At 67.4% G+C, this 16,973-nt stretch carries 14 protein-coding genes; 7 read left to right on the top strand and 7 right to left on the bottom strand.

The window, feature by feature from the left end; translation table 11 throughout:
• Window position 1: 1 nt before the first annotated feature.
• Entirely contained in the window at window positions 2-979 is a 978-nt protein-coding gene (locus WG898_RS10830) for a LysR family transcriptional regulator (RefSeq protein WP_339602798.1), read from the bottom strand.
• 91 nt (window positions 980-1,070) lie between these two features.
• Between WG898_RS10830 and xdhA the strand changes: the two genes are divergently transcribed.
• Window positions 1,071-2,600, top strand: a complete 1,530-nt coding sequence (gene xdhA / locus WG898_RS10825) for a xanthine dehydrogenase small subunit (protein ID WP_339602797.1) — start codon at window positions 1,071-1,073, stop codon at window positions 2,598-2,600.
• Window positions 2,597-4,939 carry a xanthine dehydrogenase molybdopterin binding subunit gene (gene xdhB, locus WG898_RS10820; protein WP_339602796.1) on the top strand — a complete coding sequence of 781 codons (2,343 nt, stop codon included), beginning with the start codon at window positions 2,597-2,599 and terminating at the stop codon, window positions 4,937-4,939. Before xdhA ends, xdhB begins: the two co-directional genes overlap by 4 nt.
• Window positions 4,940-4,961: 22 nt before the next feature.
• On the opposite strand, the gene WG898_RS10815 is transcribed toward xdhB, so the two are convergent.
• Both WG898_RS10815 and WG898_RS10810 read right to left on the bottom strand, forming a co-directional pair.
• Window positions 4,962-5,318: a c-type cytochrome gene (locus tag WG898_RS10815; protein ID WP_339602795.1), complete on the bottom strand. Its 357-nt coding sequence runs from the start codon at window positions 5,316-5,318 to the stop codon at window positions 4,962-4,964.
• An 87-nt stretch (window positions 5,319-5,405) separates the two neighbouring features.
• Window positions 5,406-6,845: a cytochrome P450 gene (locus tag WG898_RS10810; RefSeq protein ID WP_339602794.1), complete on the bottom strand. Its 1,440-nt coding sequence runs from the start codon at window positions 6,843-6,845 to the stop codon at window positions 5,406-5,408.
• Between the two features lie 338 nt (window positions 6,846-7,183).
• On the opposite strand from WG898_RS10810, the gene WG898_RS10805 reads away from it, so the two are divergent.
• On the top strand, window positions 7,184-7,699 hold the full coding sequence (locus WG898_RS10805) for a DUF1801 domain-containing protein (RefSeq protein WP_339602793.1): 516 nt from the start codon (window positions 7,184-7,186) through the stop codon (window positions 7,697-7,699).
• 158 nt (window positions 7,700-7,857) lie between these two features.
• On the opposite strand, the gene WG898_RS10800 is transcribed toward WG898_RS10805, so the two are convergent.
• Window positions 7,858-8,115 (bottom strand): MoaD/ThiS family protein, encoded by a 258-nt coding sequence (locus WG898_RS10800; protein WP_339602792.1) that lies wholly within the window; start codon window positions 8,113-8,115, stop codon window positions 7,858-7,860.
• The gene (locus WG898_RS10795; protein WP_339602791.1) at window positions 8,112-9,305 is read right to left on the bottom strand and encodes a WD40/YVTN/BNR-like repeat-containing protein; all 1,194 of its coding nucleotides are present in this window, start codon (window positions 9,303-9,305) and stop codon (window positions 8,112-8,114) included. Before WG898_RS10795 ends, WG898_RS10800 begins: the two co-directional genes overlap by 4 nt.
• A 164-nt stretch (window positions 9,306-9,469) precedes the next feature.
• Between WG898_RS10795 and WG898_RS10790 the strand changes: the two genes are divergently transcribed.
• The 3 genes from WG898_RS10790 (at window position 9,470) to WG898_RS10780 (ending at window position 11,441) form a co-directional block, all read left to right on the top strand.
• Window positions 9,470-9,748 carry a hypothetical protein gene (locus WG898_RS10790; protein ID WP_339602790.1) on the top strand — a complete coding sequence of 93 codons (279 nt, stop codon included), beginning with the start codon at window positions 9,470-9,472 and terminating at the stop codon, window positions 9,746-9,748.
• Between the two features lie 41 nt (window positions 9,749-9,789).
• On the top strand, window positions 9,790-10,014 hold the full coding sequence (locus WG898_RS10785; RefSeq protein WP_339602789.1) for a hypothetical protein: 225 nt from the start codon (window positions 9,790-9,792) through the stop codon (window positions 10,012-10,014).
• 293 nt (window positions 10,015-10,307) lie between these two features.
• Entirely contained in the window at window positions 10,308-11,441 is a 1,134-nt protein-coding gene (locus tag WG898_RS10780; protein WP_339602788.1) for a DSD1 family PLP-dependent enzyme, read from the top strand.
• Window positions 11,442-11,493: 52 nt separating this feature from the next.
• Here the strand turns inward: WG898_RS10780 and WG898_RS10775 are convergent, their stop codons facing one another.
• A complete protein-coding gene (locus tag WG898_RS10775; protein WP_339602787.1) occupies window positions 11,494-12,666 on the bottom strand; it encodes a helix-turn-helix transcriptional regulator in 1,173 nt (390 codons plus the stop codon).
• Between the two features lie 118 nt (window positions 12,667-12,784).
• On the opposite strand from WG898_RS10775, the gene WG898_RS10770 reads away from it, so the two are divergent.
• On the top strand, window positions 12,785-16,744 hold the full coding sequence (locus WG898_RS10770) for a PEP-CTERM sorting domain-containing protein (RefSeq protein ID WP_339602786.1): 3,960 nt from the start codon (window positions 12,785-12,787) through the stop codon (window positions 16,742-16,744).
• A 9-nt stretch (window positions 16,745-16,753) separates the two neighbouring features.
• On the opposite strand, the gene WG898_RS10765 is transcribed toward WG898_RS10770, so the two are convergent.
• Window positions 16,754-16,969: a hypothetical protein gene (locus WG898_RS10765; protein ID WP_339602785.1), complete on the bottom strand. Its 216-nt coding sequence runs from the start codon at window positions 16,967-16,969 to the stop codon at window positions 16,754-16,756.
• Window positions 16,970-16,973 lie beyond the last annotated feature (4 nt).

The following is a 16,973-nucleotide window of genomic DNA, read 5'->3' as shown; positions in this document are numbered from 1 at the left end:
TTCAGGATCGGACCTTGGAGCTGGCGGGCGCCCGCGCCACCAGCCGGCGCGCCACCTCGCGCACCTGCTCGCGCAGCCAGCGCATCGGCGCCGCGGCATGGCTCACATCGTGCCAGAGCTGGTAGTAGGCCATGGGCGGGAAGTTCACCGGGCAGCGCAGCACGCGCACCGGCAAGGCATCGAGGTAGCGCGAGCAGAACAGCCGCCCGGTGGTCAGCACCAAGAGGCTGCCGGCCACCATCTGCGGCAGCTGGCCGAAATGGGCGCTGCGCACCGCGATCTCGCGGGAGAGGCCCAGCTTGGCCAGATGCTGGTCTATCACCCCGGGCAGGCCGGCCGAGAGCGGCATCGGCGCCAGGTGCTGGCTGGCCAGGTAGCGCTCGACGGTCCAGCCGCGGCCGTTGTTCTTGGCCATCGGATGCTGCTCGCTCACCAGGCACACCACCTCGTCGCTGAGCAGGCGCGCCAGGTGCAGCTCCTCGGGCGGTTCCAGCCAGTTGCCTATCACCAGGTCCACCTCGCCACGCGCCAGCGCGCGCCGGTAGTCGTAATCGGCCGAAAGTGGCTGCAGGTCCAGCCGCACGCCCGGCGCCAGGCGCAGCAGCTGCGCGGCCAGCTCGGGCAGAAAAAAGGGGTCGAGGTAGTCGCTCGCGGCGATGCGAAAGCGCAGCTGGGCGCTGGCGGGCTCGAAGCCGCTCTTGCGTTGGCGCGCGCCGAACAGCGCATCGGCCTCGCGCAGGAGGCGCGCGGCGGGTTCCAGCAGCTCCAGGGCGGTGGCGGTGGGCGTCATGCCGGCGCCGCTGCGCACCAAGAGCGCGTCGCCAGTAAGGGCACGCAGGCGCCGCAGCTGCGCGCTCACAGCGGGCTGCGTACTATGCAGGCGCAGGGCCGCCTTGGAAACGCTGCGCTCCGAGATCACGGTATGCAAAACCCGCACGAGTTGAAGCTCGATCTTGTCGAAGTCCGCCCTCAGGCTCATACGCAACTCTTTATGAAGTCCATGCATGGGGTCGTATATTGTCCATGAGCAAAGCCATTACCGTTCGGGATTGTCCGGAGCCTGATTTCAGATGAACACCCGCCTTAGCCGTCCCTTGCGCTTCTATCACCGCGGCCAGATCCAGGAGGTCCAGGGCCTGCCACCCACCACCACGGTGCTGCAGTGGCTGCGCGAGCATGCCCATCAATGCGGCAGCAAGGAGGGTTGCGCCGAGGGCGACTGCGGCGCCTGCACGGTGCTGGTGGCTGAGTTGCAGGGCGAAGACGAGTTGCGGCTGCGCAATGTGAATGCCTGCATCATGTTCCTGCCCAGCCTGGACGGCCGCGCCCTCTTGACCGTGGAAGACCTGGGCTCGGCCGAGGCACTGAATCCGGTACAGCAGGCCTTGGTGGACTGCCATGGCTCGCAATGCGGCTTCTGCACGCCCGGCTTTGCGATCACGCTGCAGGCCGTCTATGAGCGCCACCAGGCGCAGGGCACACGCCCGACGCGCCAGCAAATCGCCGACGATCTGGCCGGCAATCTGTGCCGTTGCACCGGCTACCGGCCCATCCTCGATGCGGGCGAGCGCATGTTCGATGCGCCGACGGCCACGCTGGAGCGCGCGCCCATCGTCGCGGCATTGCAAACCCTGCGCGCCGATGAGGACCTGCATTACCGCGGCCCCAACCCGGCCAGCGGCGCCGAGGACTGTTTTCATATCCCGCGCAGCCTGCCCGACCTGGCCACCCTGCGCATCAGCAAGCCCGCCGCGCGGCTGGTGGCCGGCGCCACCGACGTGGGCCTGTGGGTCAACAAGCAGCACCAACAGCTGGGCGATGTGATCTACCTGGGCGCCGTGCCCGAGCTGCGCGAGATCCGCGCCGAGCCCTTCCAGGGCCTGCCGGGCCTGTGGCTGGGCGCCGGCGCCAGCCTGGAAGACGCCTGGGGCGCGCTGGCCGAACAGCTGCCGCCGCTGCGCGAACTGTGGCTGCGCTTTGCCTCGCCGCCGGTGCGCCATGCCGGCACCCTGGGCGGAAATATCGCCAACGGTTCGCCGATCGGCGACGGCGCGCCGGCCCTGATCGCGCTGGGCGCCGACATCGTGCTGCGCCGCGGTGACGCGCAGCGCCGCCTGCCGCTGCAGGATTTTTATCTCGACTACATGAAGAACGCGCTGCAGCCGGGCGAGTTCGTCGAGGCCCTGCACCTGCCCCTGCCCGCGGCGGGAACGCGGTTGCGCGCCTACAAGATCGCCAAGCGCTACGACAGCGACATCTCGGCGGTGTGCGGCGTGTTCGCGCTGCGCGAGGAGGCTGGCGTGGTGAGCGAGGCACGCCTGGCCTTTGGCGGCATGGCCGCCATCGTCAAGCGCGCCGCGCGGGCCGAGGCCGCCCTCCTGGGCCGGCCCTGGAGCGAGGCCAGCGCCCGCGCCGCCGCCGACGCGCTGGCGCAGGACTTCACGCCGCTCAGCGATATGCGCGCCAGCGCCGCCTACCGCTTGCAGGCGGCGCAGAACCTTTTGCGCCGCTGCTGGCTGGAAACCAGACCCGACGCGCCACTCAGCGCCGCCCAGACCAGCGTCTGGCAGGCCGTGGCCTTCGAGCGGAGCCTGCCATGAACAACAAGCCGCCTGAGTTCGCCCCGCTGATGGCCGAAGCGCAGATCGGCACCAGCCGCCCGCATGAATCCGCCCACCTGCATGTGAGTGGCGAGGCCCGCTATATCGACGACATCGCCGAGGCCCAGGGCACCCTGCACGCGGCGCTGGGCCTCTCGCCGGTGGCGCATGGCAGGCTGCTGGCCATCGACATAGCGCTGATCAAGCGCCAGCCCGGCGTGGTGGCGGTGTTCACCGCGGCCGACTTCCCGGGCGAGAACAACTGCGGCCCGCTGCTGCACGACGACCCCATCCTCGCCGACGCCGAGCTGCGCTACCTGGGCCAACCGGTGTTCGCGGTGATTGCCAAGGATCGCGAACTGGCGCGCCGCGCCGCAGCACTTGCAAAACAGGCCGTCCGGTTCGAAGCCCTGCCCGCGGTGCTGACGGCCAGGGAAGCCCATGCCCTGGGCCAGTATGTGATCCCGCCCATGCATCTGACGCGCGGCGATCCGGCCGCGGCACTGGCCTCGGCCCCGCATCGGCTGGAAGGCGAATGGAGCGTGGGCGGCCAGGAGCAGTTCTATCTGGAGGGCCAGATCTCCTACGCCCTGCCGCAGGAGGACCGCGGCCTGCTGATCCACTGCTCGACCCAGCATCCGTCCGAGATGCAGCAGCTGGTGGCCCACGCGCTGGGCTGGCAGGCGCACCAGGTGCAGGTGCAATGCCGGCGCATGGGTGGCGGCTTTGGTGGAAAGGAATCACAGTCCGCGCTGTTCGCCTGCGTGGCGGCGCTGGCGGCGCACAAGCTGCAAAAGCCGGTGAAGCTGCGCCTGGACCGCGACGACGACTTTCTGATCACCGGCCGCCGCCATGGCTTTGACTACCGCTGGACGGTGGGCCATGACGATGCCGGCCACATCCTCGCGGCCGAGGTCGAGATGGTCTCGAACTGCGGCCATTCGGCCGACCTCTCGGGCCCGGTGCTGACGCGCGCGCTGTGCCATTTCGACAATGCCTACTGGCTGCCCCATGTGGCCCTGCATGGCTATGCGGCGCGCACCAACACCCAGAGCAACACCGCCTTCCGCGGCTTTGGCGGCCCGCAGGGCGCGCTGGCCATCGAGATGATCATCGACTCGGTGGCGCGCCGCCTCGGCCTGGACCCCTTGCTGGTACGGCAGCGCAACTTCTACAAGGACGGTCAAGACCTGACCCCCTACGGCCAGCAGGTCAGCGACAACATCCTGCGGCCGCTCACCGATCGCCTGGTGCAGAGCAGCGACTACCACGCGCGCCGTGCCGCCATCGCGGCCTGGAATGCGCAGAGCCCGGTGCTCAAGCGCGGCCTGGCGCTCACGCCGGTGAAGTTCGGCATCTCCTTCAATGTGGTGCACCTCAACCAGGCCGGCGCGCTGGTGCATGTCTATACCGACGGCTCGGTGCTGGTGAACCATGGCGGCACCGAGATGGGCCAGGGCCTGAACACCAAGGTAGCCCAGGTGGTGGCGCATGAGCTGGGCGTGGATCTGGCCCAGGTGCGCGCCAGCGCCACCGATACGCACAAGGTGGCCAACACCTCGGCCACCGCCGCCTCCACCGGCAGCGATCTGAACGGCAAGGCCGCGCAGGACGCGGCGCGCCAGATCAAGCGGCGCCTGGCCAAGCTGGCCGCCGAACTGCTGGGCTTGGCGGACGAACAGGCCGAGCGGCTGCAGTTTGCCGGCGGCCGGGTCAGCGGCGGTGGCCAGGCGATCGCCTTCAAGGAGCTGGTGGCCAAGGCCTACCACCAGCGCATCCAGCTCTGGAGCGATGGCTTTTATGCCACCCCCGGCCTGCACTGGGACCGCGCCAAGCTCCAGGGCCGGCCCTTCTACTACTACGCCTATGGCGCGGCGGTGGCCGAGGTGCTGGTGGACACGCTCAGCGGCGAAAGCCGCGTGCTGCGCGCCGATGTGCTGCACGATGTGGGCCAGTCGCTCAACCCGGCGCTGGACATAGGCCAGATCGAGGGCGGCTTTGTGCAGGGCCAGGGCTGGCTCACCACGGAAGAACTCGTCTGGCATCCCAAGACCGGGGCCTTGAGCACCCACGCCCCCAGCACCTACAAGATCCCCACCGCCAACGACAGCCCGCTGGATTTCCGTGTCGCGCTGTTTGATCAGCCGAACCGCGAGGACAGCATCCACCGCTCCAAGGCGGTAGGCGAACCGCCCCTGCTGCTGCCCTTCTCGGTGCTGCTGGCGATCAAGGATGCGATCGCGGCCTGCGGGCCTGACGAGCGTTGCGATCCACCGCTGCGCGCGCCGGCGACGGCGGAGGCGGTGTTGCGGGCGCTGGGCGGTCTGGGAATGGCGTAGGCGGCGCTGGGCTCGGTCGCAGCTATTGCGACAGGACCCACTCGATCAGATTGACCAGTTCGGCATCGTTCTCGACCTTGACGATCTTGTGCGGCGCCGATTTTCCATCGGTGCCCTTGGCGGGCTCGCCCGAGGTCAGGTGGTAGTTGATGCGGGACGCGGCGCCCGCATCGCCCTTGTACTTCCAGGCGACGTACTTGAACGAAGGCCCTTCCTTCAGGCTGCCGGTCTCGTGGCATTTGAAGCATTCGTTGCGGCGCGCCGTCTGCTCGGCGGCTGCGGGGTCCAGCGCCAGGGCGCCGCAAGGCAACAGGCTCGTGGCTGCCAGGATCGACAGCTTGGCTGCAGCAAGAGTTCCAATCCGACGGGCGTGCTTCATCGCGATGTCTCCTAAGGCCAGCAATCAATGTAAGCCCTGCCGGCGCATCAAATGCTTGATGTCGCTCAGGGATTGCCGCTTGCAGACTCAGTGCGCAAGCGCTCGCAGCTTCATGGTCAGCCCCACCGGCTGCATCGTGAAGGCCATCAGCTCCTGCGCTTCGCGGCCGTCTGGCGTTGCAACCGATGTGATGTCAAAGCGGCTCAGCAATGCGGCCATGGCCAGCTTGATTTCAAGCAGCGCCAGGTAACGCCCCGGACATATGCGCGGCCCCGCGCCGAACGGCATTGCAATGCGCTTGGCATCGTGGGCCAGCGCGCCATGGCCGCCCGCGCCGCCCAGCCAACGCTCCGGCAGGAAACGGTCTGGCTCGGCGAAGTACTCAGCGCTGATGCTGTCGTGTCTCATCACCAGCACGACTACGGTTTCGGCCGGCACCAGCACGCCGGCGATGACGGTGTCGGCCGCAGCCTGCAAGGGCAGCACCGGCGCCACCGGTTTGAGCCGCATGGTTTCATGCGCGCAAGCTTCGACGTAATCCAGCGCCGCGAGTTGCTCCGGCGTGATCTCGCCGGGCGGCGTCGCGCCGATGACGGTGCGCACCTCCTGGCGCGCCTGCACAAGCGCCGCAGGGTTGTGCCACAGCAGGTGCAGCATCCAGGCCAGCGTGTTGGCCGTGGTGTCCTCGCCGGCCAGCAGCAGGGTCAGGACATTGCCGGCCACCTGCTGGTCGTCTATGCCGCTGTCGGGCTGGTCGGCCGCCACCAGCATGGCCTCGAGCAGATTGGGCGGCTGCGCGCGGCGCGCCGGGTCGGCGGCCAGGCGTTCGCGGGCCTTGGCGATGAAGCCGACCACCGCGCTCATGACCTCGGCCACGGCCGTATCGAGCTGGCGATCGGCGCGCGACTTGTGCATGCGCCACAGCGGCAGCGGCGCGAGGATGCGCTTGAAGAGCGAGGGGAAGATCAGATTCAGATGTCGCTGGATCACGTCTTCGCCCTCGCCCAGGGTGTCGACCGTTTCGCCAAAGGCCAGGCCCGCGATGGTGTCCACCGTGTAGCGCATCAGGTCGGCCTGCAGCTCGATGGCCTGTCTCTCAAGCGCTGCCATTTGCCAGCGCTCGACCAGCCGCGCGGCGACCCTGCGCATGGCGGGGAAGTAGTGCCTGACATGGGCGGGGTCAAAGCCAGCCATGACCATGCGGCGTTGACGCGCCCAGACCTCGCCCTCGGCCGCAAACAGGCCCACCGGCAGGCCCAGCTCGATCCAGATCGCCAGCTGTTTGCGCGAGCGCACAAAGCCGTTTGGGCGCTCGCGCAGTATGGCGGCAACGGCTTCGTGGTCGGCCACGACCAGCAGACGCCTGTCGTTGAGCCGCAGCCGGTACATAGGACCGAACTCGCGCGCCCAGTCCTCCAGCTGACGGTGATAGCGCGCAGGTTCGATCTGCAGCGCATTGCCCAGCAACGGCAGGCCCGGCGGTCCGGGCAGGTCCTTGTATTCGCGAACGGCTGCAACGCTATCCATGGCTGTCTCCCATGTACCTAAGGCCTGCCAGAGCGGGTCCATCGACGCTAGCAAACCATCAAAATGTGCACCGCGCCAGAGATCAGGGCATCCTCAAGTTCAAGGAGGCTTCCGCTCACCGGGCCCGACGCCTCGATCGCCTTCGGCAAGGATATTGACGCCTGCGTGGTGTGGTATGAAGTTCGCTCCAATCCGGCACTACGCTTTGAATTGCGGCTTGCTCCTGCTGCCCACAAGCCTCTGGACCATCGCGCTCTGCGAACAACTGCCGCCGGCCTTCTCGCATGCACGGCTGGACGATGGCCTATGCTCGCAGCCATCCGCACAGCGAGAGCATCATGAGCACCCTGGCCCTTGAGTCGCAGATTGCCGGCTTCCTTGCCAGGTACACGCCTTCCATCGAGGCACAGCTGCGCGATGCTCGGGCTCGGCTTCGAGCCATGTTTCCGCGTGGGTTTGAGCTGGTCTACGACAACTACAACGCGCTTGTGTTCGCCATCAGCCCCTCCGAGCGCACGCCAGACGCCTTCCTGTCCGTGACCGCCTACCCAAGCTGGGTCACGCTCTTTTTCCTCCACGGTGCGTCCCTGCACGACCCGAGCGGTCTGCTCGATGGCAAGGGCAAGCAAGTCAGGGGCTTACGGCTCAAGCAGCCGGCCACGCTCAATACGCCTGAGGTCGAGGCACTCATTGCGCAGGCCGTCGCACCCTACGAGTCGGCGTTCAGCGCGGCGCCGGCTCTGACCACCATCGTGAAAGCAGTCTCAGCCAAGCAGCGCTCCCGGCGCCCGAACTCGGCCACCGCCGGGTCCGGTATGCCGCGCAGTTCCAAGGGCGCTGCCGGCCTGAAGTGATGGCGGGGAGAAGCTGCTGGCCGAGGTTCTGGCCATGCGACCTGCACATAACGTGTCACCTCCAGGCTCGGCCGCGGCGGCTGCCAAGCCTGCCCGCGGGTTCGAAGCAGTCCCGTCGCTGGAGGCCGGCGCGTTCAAGTGCACCTCACCCCCACGATTCAACCGCCACTGAGGGCCAGCACGATGGCCACGGCGTCCTCCGGCTTCAAGGCATGCTGGAGTTCCCGTACGCCGATCCCGTTGACGAAGATGCGCATATTGGGCCGCAGAAGGCCGCGTTCGTCGACGACACGAAAACGCAGCCCGGGGTAGCGGCGCTCCAGGTCCGCGAACATGGCGTGCAGCGAATCGCCTTGGGCCTCCAGCAGCGGCTCGCGGGTGTATGAGCGCAGCGCTGCGGGGATCAAGACCTTCATACGCGCAGCTCGGCCACTTCCACGGCGTAGATCTCGGGCAGGTGGCGGGCGATATTGCTCCAGCGCGCGCCTTCGTCCCTGCCCATCCACAACTCGCCGCTGGTGGTGCCCAGATAGAGCGCCGGCCTGGCCTGCGCGTCCACCGTCATGGCCTGGCGCTTCACGGTCCACCAGGCCTGGCTCTCCGGCAGGCCCTGGTCCAGCCGCTGCCAGCTCTTGCCGGCATTACGCGTCACATACGCGGCCGGCCGCCCGGCCGGGCTGGTGCGCGGCCAGACGGTGGCGGCATCCATGGGGAAGACCCAGGCGGTGTCGGCATCGCGCGGGTGCACCACCATGGGGAAGCCCGCGTCGCCCACGCGCTTGGGCATCTTGCGGCCTATGCGCTGCCACATATCGCCCGCCGGGCCGTCCGAGCGGTCGATCCGGTAGATGCCGCAATGGTTCTGCTGGTAGAGCCGATCGGGCATGCTGGGGCATAGCCGCAGGCAATGCGGGTCGTGAAAGGTGACGGTGGCGGGATCGAAGCCCTCCACCACCTCCAGGCCCTGGATCAGGGTGGACCAGCTGGCGCCGCCGTCGCGCGACTCGTGCACGCCGCCACCCGACATGCCGAAGTACAGGTGTTTCGGATCGCGTGGATCGACGATCACCGAATGCAGCTTGGGCCCGTCCGGCGTGCCGTCCTGCACCGTGCCCATCCATTCGCGCAGCTGCGCGTTGTCATTGACGGCGGGCAGCGGCAGCCAGCTGACGCCGCCATCCTCCGAGCGAAACAGGCCTTGCGGCGAGGTGCCGGCATACCAGCTGCCGCGCTCGCTGGCGTGGCCAGGCGTCAGCCAGAACACATGGTCCACGGCGCGGCCCGGCAGGCCGTCAGCGCTGGTCTGGGCGAAGGCGGGCGGTTGCTGCGCCTCCTTCCAGCTGCGCCCCAGATTGGTGGAGCGAAAAATCGTCGGGCCGAGGTGGCCGGTCTTGGCCGCGGCCAGCAGGGTGCGGCCGTCGCGTGGATCCAGCTGCAGATGGCTGATGGTGTGGCCCAGGAAATGCGGGCCATCGGCCGTCCAGGTCTTGCGCCTGGCATCGCTGTGGAACAGCCAGGCCCCCTTGCGCGTCGCCACCAGCAGCAGCAGGCGCGTGGCGGCCTTGCGTTCGGTGGCAGGGGATGAGGAAGTGGCGGTTCGGCTCATGGCGGCTCCTTGCTGAGGGCAGACGGATGGGACTCGGCTCACGACGCAGCCGCACGGCCTGTTTCGACCCGCGGCGCGAAGAGATTCTCACTCCTTCGCAAACTACTGTATATTCGTACAGCATCAACGCGGCCACCGTGCCGCCCCGTTCGAGGAGCGCCAACATGATCCTGAATCTGAACGATCCCGCCAGCATCCTGGCCTGGTGGCAGGTCCTGCCCCAGCGCCATGGTTCGCAGTTGCTGGTGCTGGCGCGGCTGCGGCCGCAGTTCGCCGCAGGCATCCAGGCCGCACTGCAGCGCATACGCGCCGATGCGAGCCTGAACGCCTTGTTCGAGCGTGGCCTGACCGAGGCAGCCCTGGCGCCGCTGCGCCCGGCCGGCCATTGGCAGACGGCGGCCGATGAAGACCAGCCCGAACGCGCGCCCGAACTGATGCTCTGACTGGCTCACGCCATGAGCCAGCCGGCCACGAAGATAGCCCCATGAGCAAGACCGTTGAATTCTGGCACTGGCTGCTACGCGACCCTGAGACCGGCCGGCGCAGGCAATCGCTGTGCCGCCTCACCGAGGCCGAAGCGCGCCGGCGTGACCCGCAGGCCAGCCGCGTGCCGGGCAGCTGCGAGCTGCGCCTGCTGCCGCGCCACCCCGACAGCTATCTCTCCAGCCTGGTGCTGGGGCTGCCGGGGCAGCGCAGAATGGCGAGCTGAACTAGGGCCTGTTAACACTAAATTTGCCCGATGCGTTGCCACCAGAAAAGCCGTGAACTAGGCGCAAATCGAAGCCGGGGTAGCTCCCCCGGCGAGGCTTTGCAACGACGTGCACGGCTTTTCTGGTGGCAACCCGAAGGGAACGGGGCTGGCAGGGCCCATCTCGTCGTTGAACTCCTCGCCCAGGCAACCAGCCTGGGCTTCGTCGTCCGCCTAGACCTGGGCCCTGCCGGCCCCGTTCGCACGGGCAAACTTAGTGTTAACAGGCCCTAGTCGCCCCTGGGCGCAGCCACATGACGCAAGCCCTCACCCTGCCGCCCCCGGCCCGCATCGGCGACCCGCTCGCCGCCATCGACACCCCCGCCCTGCTGCTGGAGCTGGATGCCTTCGAGCGCAATCTGGATCGCATGCAGGCCGCCGCCAGCGCCGCCGGTGTGGCGCTGCGCCCGCATGCCAAGGCGCATAAATGCCCGGCCATCGCGCTGGCCCAGCTGCAGCGCGGCGCGCAGGGCATCTGCTGCCAGAAGGTCAGCGAGGCCCTGCCCTTTGTGCAGGCCGGGGTACGCGACATCCACATCAGCAATGAGATCGGCGGCGCCGCCAAGGCGGCCCTGCTGGCCCAGCTGGCCCTGCACGCGCGCATGAGCGTCTGCGTCGACCATCTGCAGCAGATCGAGATGCTGGCGGCCGCCACGCGCGCGGCCGCCAGCCGGCTCGATGTGCTGGTGGAGATCAATATCGGCCAGCACCGCTGCGGCGTGGACGATGCGCCCGCGGTGCTGCGCCTGCTCGACGCCCTGACGGCGCAGCCGCAGCTGCGCTTTGCCGGCCTGCAGGCCTACCAGGGAGCTATCCAGCACCTGCGCAGCCATGCCGAACGCCGCGCCGCCGCGGCGCTGGCCGCCGAGCGCGCGGGGGCGGTGGTGGCGGCGCTGGCGGCCGCGGGGCAGCGTTGCGAGCTCGTCACCGGTGGTGGCACCGGCAGCGTCGAGTTCGACCTGGCCAGCGGCGTCTACACCGAGGTGCAGCCGGGCTCCTATGTCTTCATGGACGGTGACTACGGCCGCAATGAGCTTGCGGGCGCGCTGCGCTTCGAGCACAGCCTGTTCCTCGCCAGCACGGTGATGAGCGTGGCGAGCTGGGCCCATGGGCGGCGCTGCGTGCTCGACGCCGGCCTCAAGTCCCTCGCCACCGACTCGGGCCTGCCCGCCGTCTGGGGCCAGCCGCAGCTGCGTTATGTGTCGGCCAATGACGAGCATGGCATCCTGGAGAGCGACAACATGGCGCCGCCCGCGCTGGGCAGCCAGCTGCTGCTGGTGCCCGGGCATTGCGACCCGACGCTGAACCTGCACGATCAGCTGGTGGCGGTGCGCGCCGGGCGGGTCGAGGCGCTGTGGGAGATCGCGGCGCGCGGACTCAGCCGCTAGATCGAAGCAGCCGAACGCCGCACGCTGCTGCGGCACGCGGGTATCTTGCTTTTCAGAGGCCGTGTTCCCGTACAGCAGGAATGGAGAGCAGCAAGCGAATCATGGCGCGCTGGCTGGCTGTGCCTGTCTTGCTCATGGCGCTGTGCAACTGGGTCTTGACGGTGTTGCGCGACAGGCCCTGCGCCTGGGCCACCTCGGCAAGACTTTCGCCGTTGACCAGGTTTCGAACCACGCGCGCCTCCGCGGGGGTCAGGCCGAACAGCTCGCGCAACTGGGCTATGGTCGCCGCGCGTTGGCCACTGCCGGTGCTGATCAGGCACACCACCGACGCCTCTATACCCGCGGTGGACAACAAGATGCCGGCCCGCGGCATCGGCATCAAGGTAAGGCAGAAATTGTCAGCCAACACCGCATCACCGAGATGGAGGTTCACAGGCCGTCTTTGCTGCGCTGCCGATCGGATCGCCGCCATCAGGGCCGCATCGCGCCCGGCACTGCCGGCATGCAGCTGCCCTTGCCGGAGGACCAAGGTGGTTCCGGCACGCAAGAGCTGATCTGCCTTTCGATTCGTGTGCAGCACGCGGCCCGCGGAACCCAGCACGATGATGCCGAGATGCGTGACCGAGAGCGCACCGTGGCCCAAGGCGGCATCGCGTTCGAGTGCGGCGGCGCTCTCCAAACGCTGGTTGAGCTCGCAAGCGCGCCGGATATGAGGGTAGAGCCTGCCGAGGAATTGCAGCTCGCTGCTGCTGTATGGGCCCTTGTTGCGTGAGCGTAGCGCACTGAGCTTAACGGCCAGCGCCCCGTTCCGTGCCAGCACGCCTCCTATCGAAAAGAACAGGTCCTGCGGCCGCAGCCAGTCGCCGAAGAATTCGGTAGACGGCAATTGCTCATCGGGAAACAGCAGCGATGAGGTGACCACCCTGCCCGGCTTGAGAGTGTCCTCGTTGGCGACCCACACATTGGTCTGGCTGTAGTGACTTGCATAGCTCTCGAGCGCTTCGGGCGCGAATCGAACCGCACGGAACTTCTCGGCCTCCCCATCGGCATGCACGCCTCCGCAGCTGAAGTCGTGCGTCCACAACGTGGTCCCCGCCGAATGCACCGCGTCGGCGATCCGCACCAGCACGGTCGACCAGGCCTGCGGGTCAACTGCAGCCTGGTAGATCGCATCCACCAGGCCTTCATATGCCTCGACGTTGCGAGCGGAATCGCTCTTTTTCATCCGTACGGATGATGCAGAAGCGCGTCCCGCTTGTCTATCGTTCCTGCAGGCATTGGCGATGCCGCCAGGGGGGGGGCGCAGGGCATGCCGCAACAACCGAAAGGACCAGGCAATGCGTATGTCGACGAAGCTGCACCTTCCGTTTGCGCTGCGCCCCGCTGCGCTGGCCGCAAGCCTGCTGCTGGCAGCGCCCACTGCGCATCCCTTAGTGACTGTCACAGGTGCCTTCTACGGCAGGAGCGACGGGTATCTGCCGCGCTTTCCACGTCAAGATTTGGTCGATCCAAGCCTGGCGTTGGCCATCGGCATCACCTACGAACAAAGTGTGCAGCCGGGCAGTTTCTCGGCCATGGCGGGGTCTCGCGTCGAGCTAGATTCCTTTTCGACAGGCGGCGGCGGCAATGCGGGAACCCATGTGTCGCTGGGGGGCGTTGGCACGCGCATGTGGGTGGGCCGCAACTTCGGCTTGCTCAATTCGATGTCCGTCACCGACGGCGCTGTACTCATAGCCGGCTATTCAGGCATAGCCAGCTGGCCCCAATACCTTGGGCAAGGGGAGTTGACGGTATCCGGCAAAGGATCTCGCGCACGCTTCTCTTGGCTCAGCCTCACAAGTGCCCAGGTTCGTGTCATCAACGGCGGCGCCATGGAGACATCGTATGATGTCGCTCTCTCCGACGCCAGGAGTCCCGGCAGCAGCCCCTCGCGCGTCCTGGTTCAGGGCAAGGATTCGAGCTGGTACGGCGGTCCGATAACCGTAGGCATGACCGGAAACAGTCGGGTGGACATCACGGATACGGGCTTGCTCGCGCCGACGATGCTGGCCGTCGGCGCCGAGGGCGGCAACGGTGCCGTGATGGTCGATGGCCCCGGATCATTGCTCAACGGCTTGGGCACCAACGCCTGGGCCTATATCGCCAGGTCGGGCGGCGACGGCACCATCGAATTGAGCAATCAGGCCGGACTGCTGGGTTTCGAACGTATCGAGGTCGGCACCGAAGCGGGCAGCATGGGCAGGCTCAATGTGTTGTCGAAATCAACGCTGCAGGCCCACAGCATGTCGTTCGGGATGCAGGCTGGCACGGGCAACCTCATGTTGGACGGTCCGGGCTCACGGGTCGAACTGGACGCCGTTGGAGCCTCTCGCTTCGTTCTGGGCAAGGGCGGCATCGGCGTCGCGATCGTGCGTGGCGGCGCCATGCTTGATGCCAAGGGCAAGGCCGACGCCTGTGTCGGCCGCGATTGCGGGGCCGTCATCGGCGCCCTTGCGGGCAGCAGCGCCGACTTCTACGTCACGGGCCCGGGATCGGAAGCCCGCTTTCTAGGCAATTTCAACGTCGGCGGCACGGGCCTGACTAGCTACGCCTGGGAGGGCGGCGGCACCCCTGGCGGGAAGACTCATGCAAGCGTGTCGGTCTTGAACGGCGGGGCCTTGTGGACCCAGCAGGTTCATGTGGGCGGCTGGCCCTCTACCGCCACCGGACTGGAATCGAGCGCATCGACACTCAACATCGACGGCGACGGCTCGCAATGGTGGGTGACCGGCAGTACATCGGCGGGACTGGACGCGCTCGTCAGCAGCGCCACGCAAAAGCCCAGCGACGCCCAATGGAAGATCAGCAAGGGCGGCGTGCTGCTGATCCATGCAGACACCGGCAGGGAGGCGCATCTGCGCATCGCGCATGGCGGCGGCACGTCAGACTTTCTGGTCGAGGGTGTCAGCCCGTTGGACAGCAGCCATGCATCGCGGCTCAGCCTGATCGGCCAGGTGGCCAGCATCAATGTCGGCGAGAACGGCGGCACCGGCAGTTTGACGATCAAGGCCGGCGCACAAACTTTTGTTCAGGGCGTCACCGACAGCTACGTCAACATCGGCATGCCGGGTTCGACCGGTGAGGTGCTGGTCGCTGGCGGCGAGCTGTCCTGGCCGAGGCGCATCAACGTGGGCGCGGGCGGCAAGGGCACGCTGCTGATCAGCGACAAAGGGCAGGTGCGCTCAAATACTGCGTTAGCGGACGGGGCGCTGCATCCATCGCTCGTGCGTATCAGCGGCGAAGGGTCGAGATGGCTGATTACCGGCGACAGCACTGCCGGCGTCGATGCGCTTGTCAGCACTGCCACCCGGCCCAACAGCACGGCAAACTGGGAGGTACTTGATGGCGGCGAACTGCGCATCGAGGCCGCGACCGGGCGCGAGGCCCATCTGCGCATCGCGCATGGCGGCGGCACGTCAGACTTTCTGGTCAAGGGTGTCAGCCCGCTGGACAGCAGCCATGCATCGCGGCTCAGCCTGATCGGCCAGGTGGCCAGCATCAATGTGGGCGAAAACGGCGGTACGGGTACGTTGACGATCAAGACCGGTGCACAGACCTTCGTCCAGGGTGTCACCGACAGCTACGTCAACATCGGCATGCCGGGTTCGACCGGTGAGGTGCTGGTCGCTGGCGGCGAGCTGTCCTGGCCGAGGCGCATCAACGTGGGCGCGGGCGGCAAGGGCACGCTGCTGATCAGCGACAAAGGGCAGGTGCGCTCAAATACTGCGTTGGCGGACGGGGCGCTGCAGCCATCGCTCGTGCGTATCAGCGGCGAAGGGTCGAGATGGCTGATTACCGGCGACGGCACTGCCGGCGTCGATGCGCTTGTCAGCACCGCCACCCGGCCCAACAGCACAGCCAACTGGGAGGTACTTGATGGCGGCGAATTGCGCATCGAGGCCGCGGCTGGACGCGAGGCCCATCTGCGCATTGCGCTTGGAGGCGGTACATCGACCCTGCAACTCAGGGACAAGGGCGCAAGCCTGAACGTGATCGGCAAGGAAGCCAGCATCCATGTGGGCGAAAACGGCGGTACCGGCGTGTTGGAGATTGGTCCGGAGGCGCGCACCTCTATTCGCGGCGCATCGAATGGCCGCCTCATCGTGGGCATGCCTGGGTCCAATGGCACGGTGAAGGTCGGCGGGACGGGCGAGCTGCTGGTCAGCGCGCCAGGCAGCAATTCATTCATCATCGTCGGCACCGGCAGCCAAAGCCATGGCAGGCTTCGCATCTTCCAGGGCGGCCTGGTCTCGACCACCGCGATGGGGGTGGGCGAATACGGCGCACAAGGCCTTGTCGACCTTGAGGCCGGCACGCTGCGACTGGATGGTGCCTGGCGCCATGGCGTTAACGTCGGCGCGAGCCTGGCCGTGGGCGATGGTGGAGGTACGGGCGAGATGACGCTCGCCAAGCACAGCCAACTGTCCATCCACGCGGATGGCACCGAGCGCGGCAACCTCAGCGTAGGCGGCGCCTACTTTGCGCCCGGCGGCACGGGCACATTGACCGTCAGCTCGGGTTCCAGCGTCAGTGTCACGGGCGGCGGTGGAGGGCAGGTCTTGCTGGGTTCGACGCCAGCGGGCGCAGGCACGCTCAGCATCAGCGGCGCCAGCAGCCTGACGACCAACTACATCGGCGTGGCAGCCCACAACGGCGCGGACACCGGCGGCCAGGGCAGTCTGCTGGTGCAGGACAGCAGCAGCGTGAACGCCGACACCATCGAGATCGGCGTCATGGGCTTTGTCGGCGGCACCGGCACGCTGAATGCCAACATCATCAACCGCGGCATCTTCAGCCCCGGCAACTCACCCGGCACGCTGACGGTGAATGGCAGCTTCGTCAGCCAGCTGGGCGGGCGGCTGGTGCTGGAGGTGGCGTCCGATGGGCAGGGCGGCTTCATCACCGACCAGCTGATCTTCGGCGTGGCACCGCAGCTGGACGGCCTTCAGATCAACTTCCGCTTTCTTGGCCATACCGATCCCAATGCCTTCCAGGCCAGCGGCGGCTTCCAGATCGACCGCTTCCTCAGCCAAGCAGGCACACCACTGAACCACCAGCTGCTGTCCGGCGCCAGCTACAGCGCGAGCAGCGACAGCTACCTGTTCAGCAGTTTCCGCTTCAGTGCGGACGCCGGCGCGGTATTCCAGGCTCAGCCGGTGCCGGAACCGCAGACCTGGGCCTTGTGGCTGCTGGGCCTGGTAGCGATCGGATGGCGCAAGCTGCGCCGCGCTCGGCCAAATTCTGCATGCAGTGCCAGGGCCTGACGCACTGGTTCAGTGCCCCCAAATCCGCCACAGCCCCACCAGCACATGGCCCCAGATCAGCAGGTTGATGCCGAACATGCCGGCGGTGCGGCTGATGTTCCACAGCACCTTGGCGCGCTGCGCCGCACGATCGTCGCCGGTGACGGCGTAGAGCAGCAGATAGAGGACGGCGGGCGCAAAGGTGCCGACGATGAGTAGGCCCATGACCCAGTAGAAGACGAGCATGGCG

Source organism: Paucibacter soli, assembly GCF_037482845.1.
Taxonomy (GTDB): Bacteria; Pseudomonadota; Gammaproteobacteria; order Burkholderiales; family Burkholderiaceae_C; genus Paucibacter_B; species Paucibacter_B soli.
This window is presented reverse-complemented; position numbering and strand designations above follow the sequence as displayed.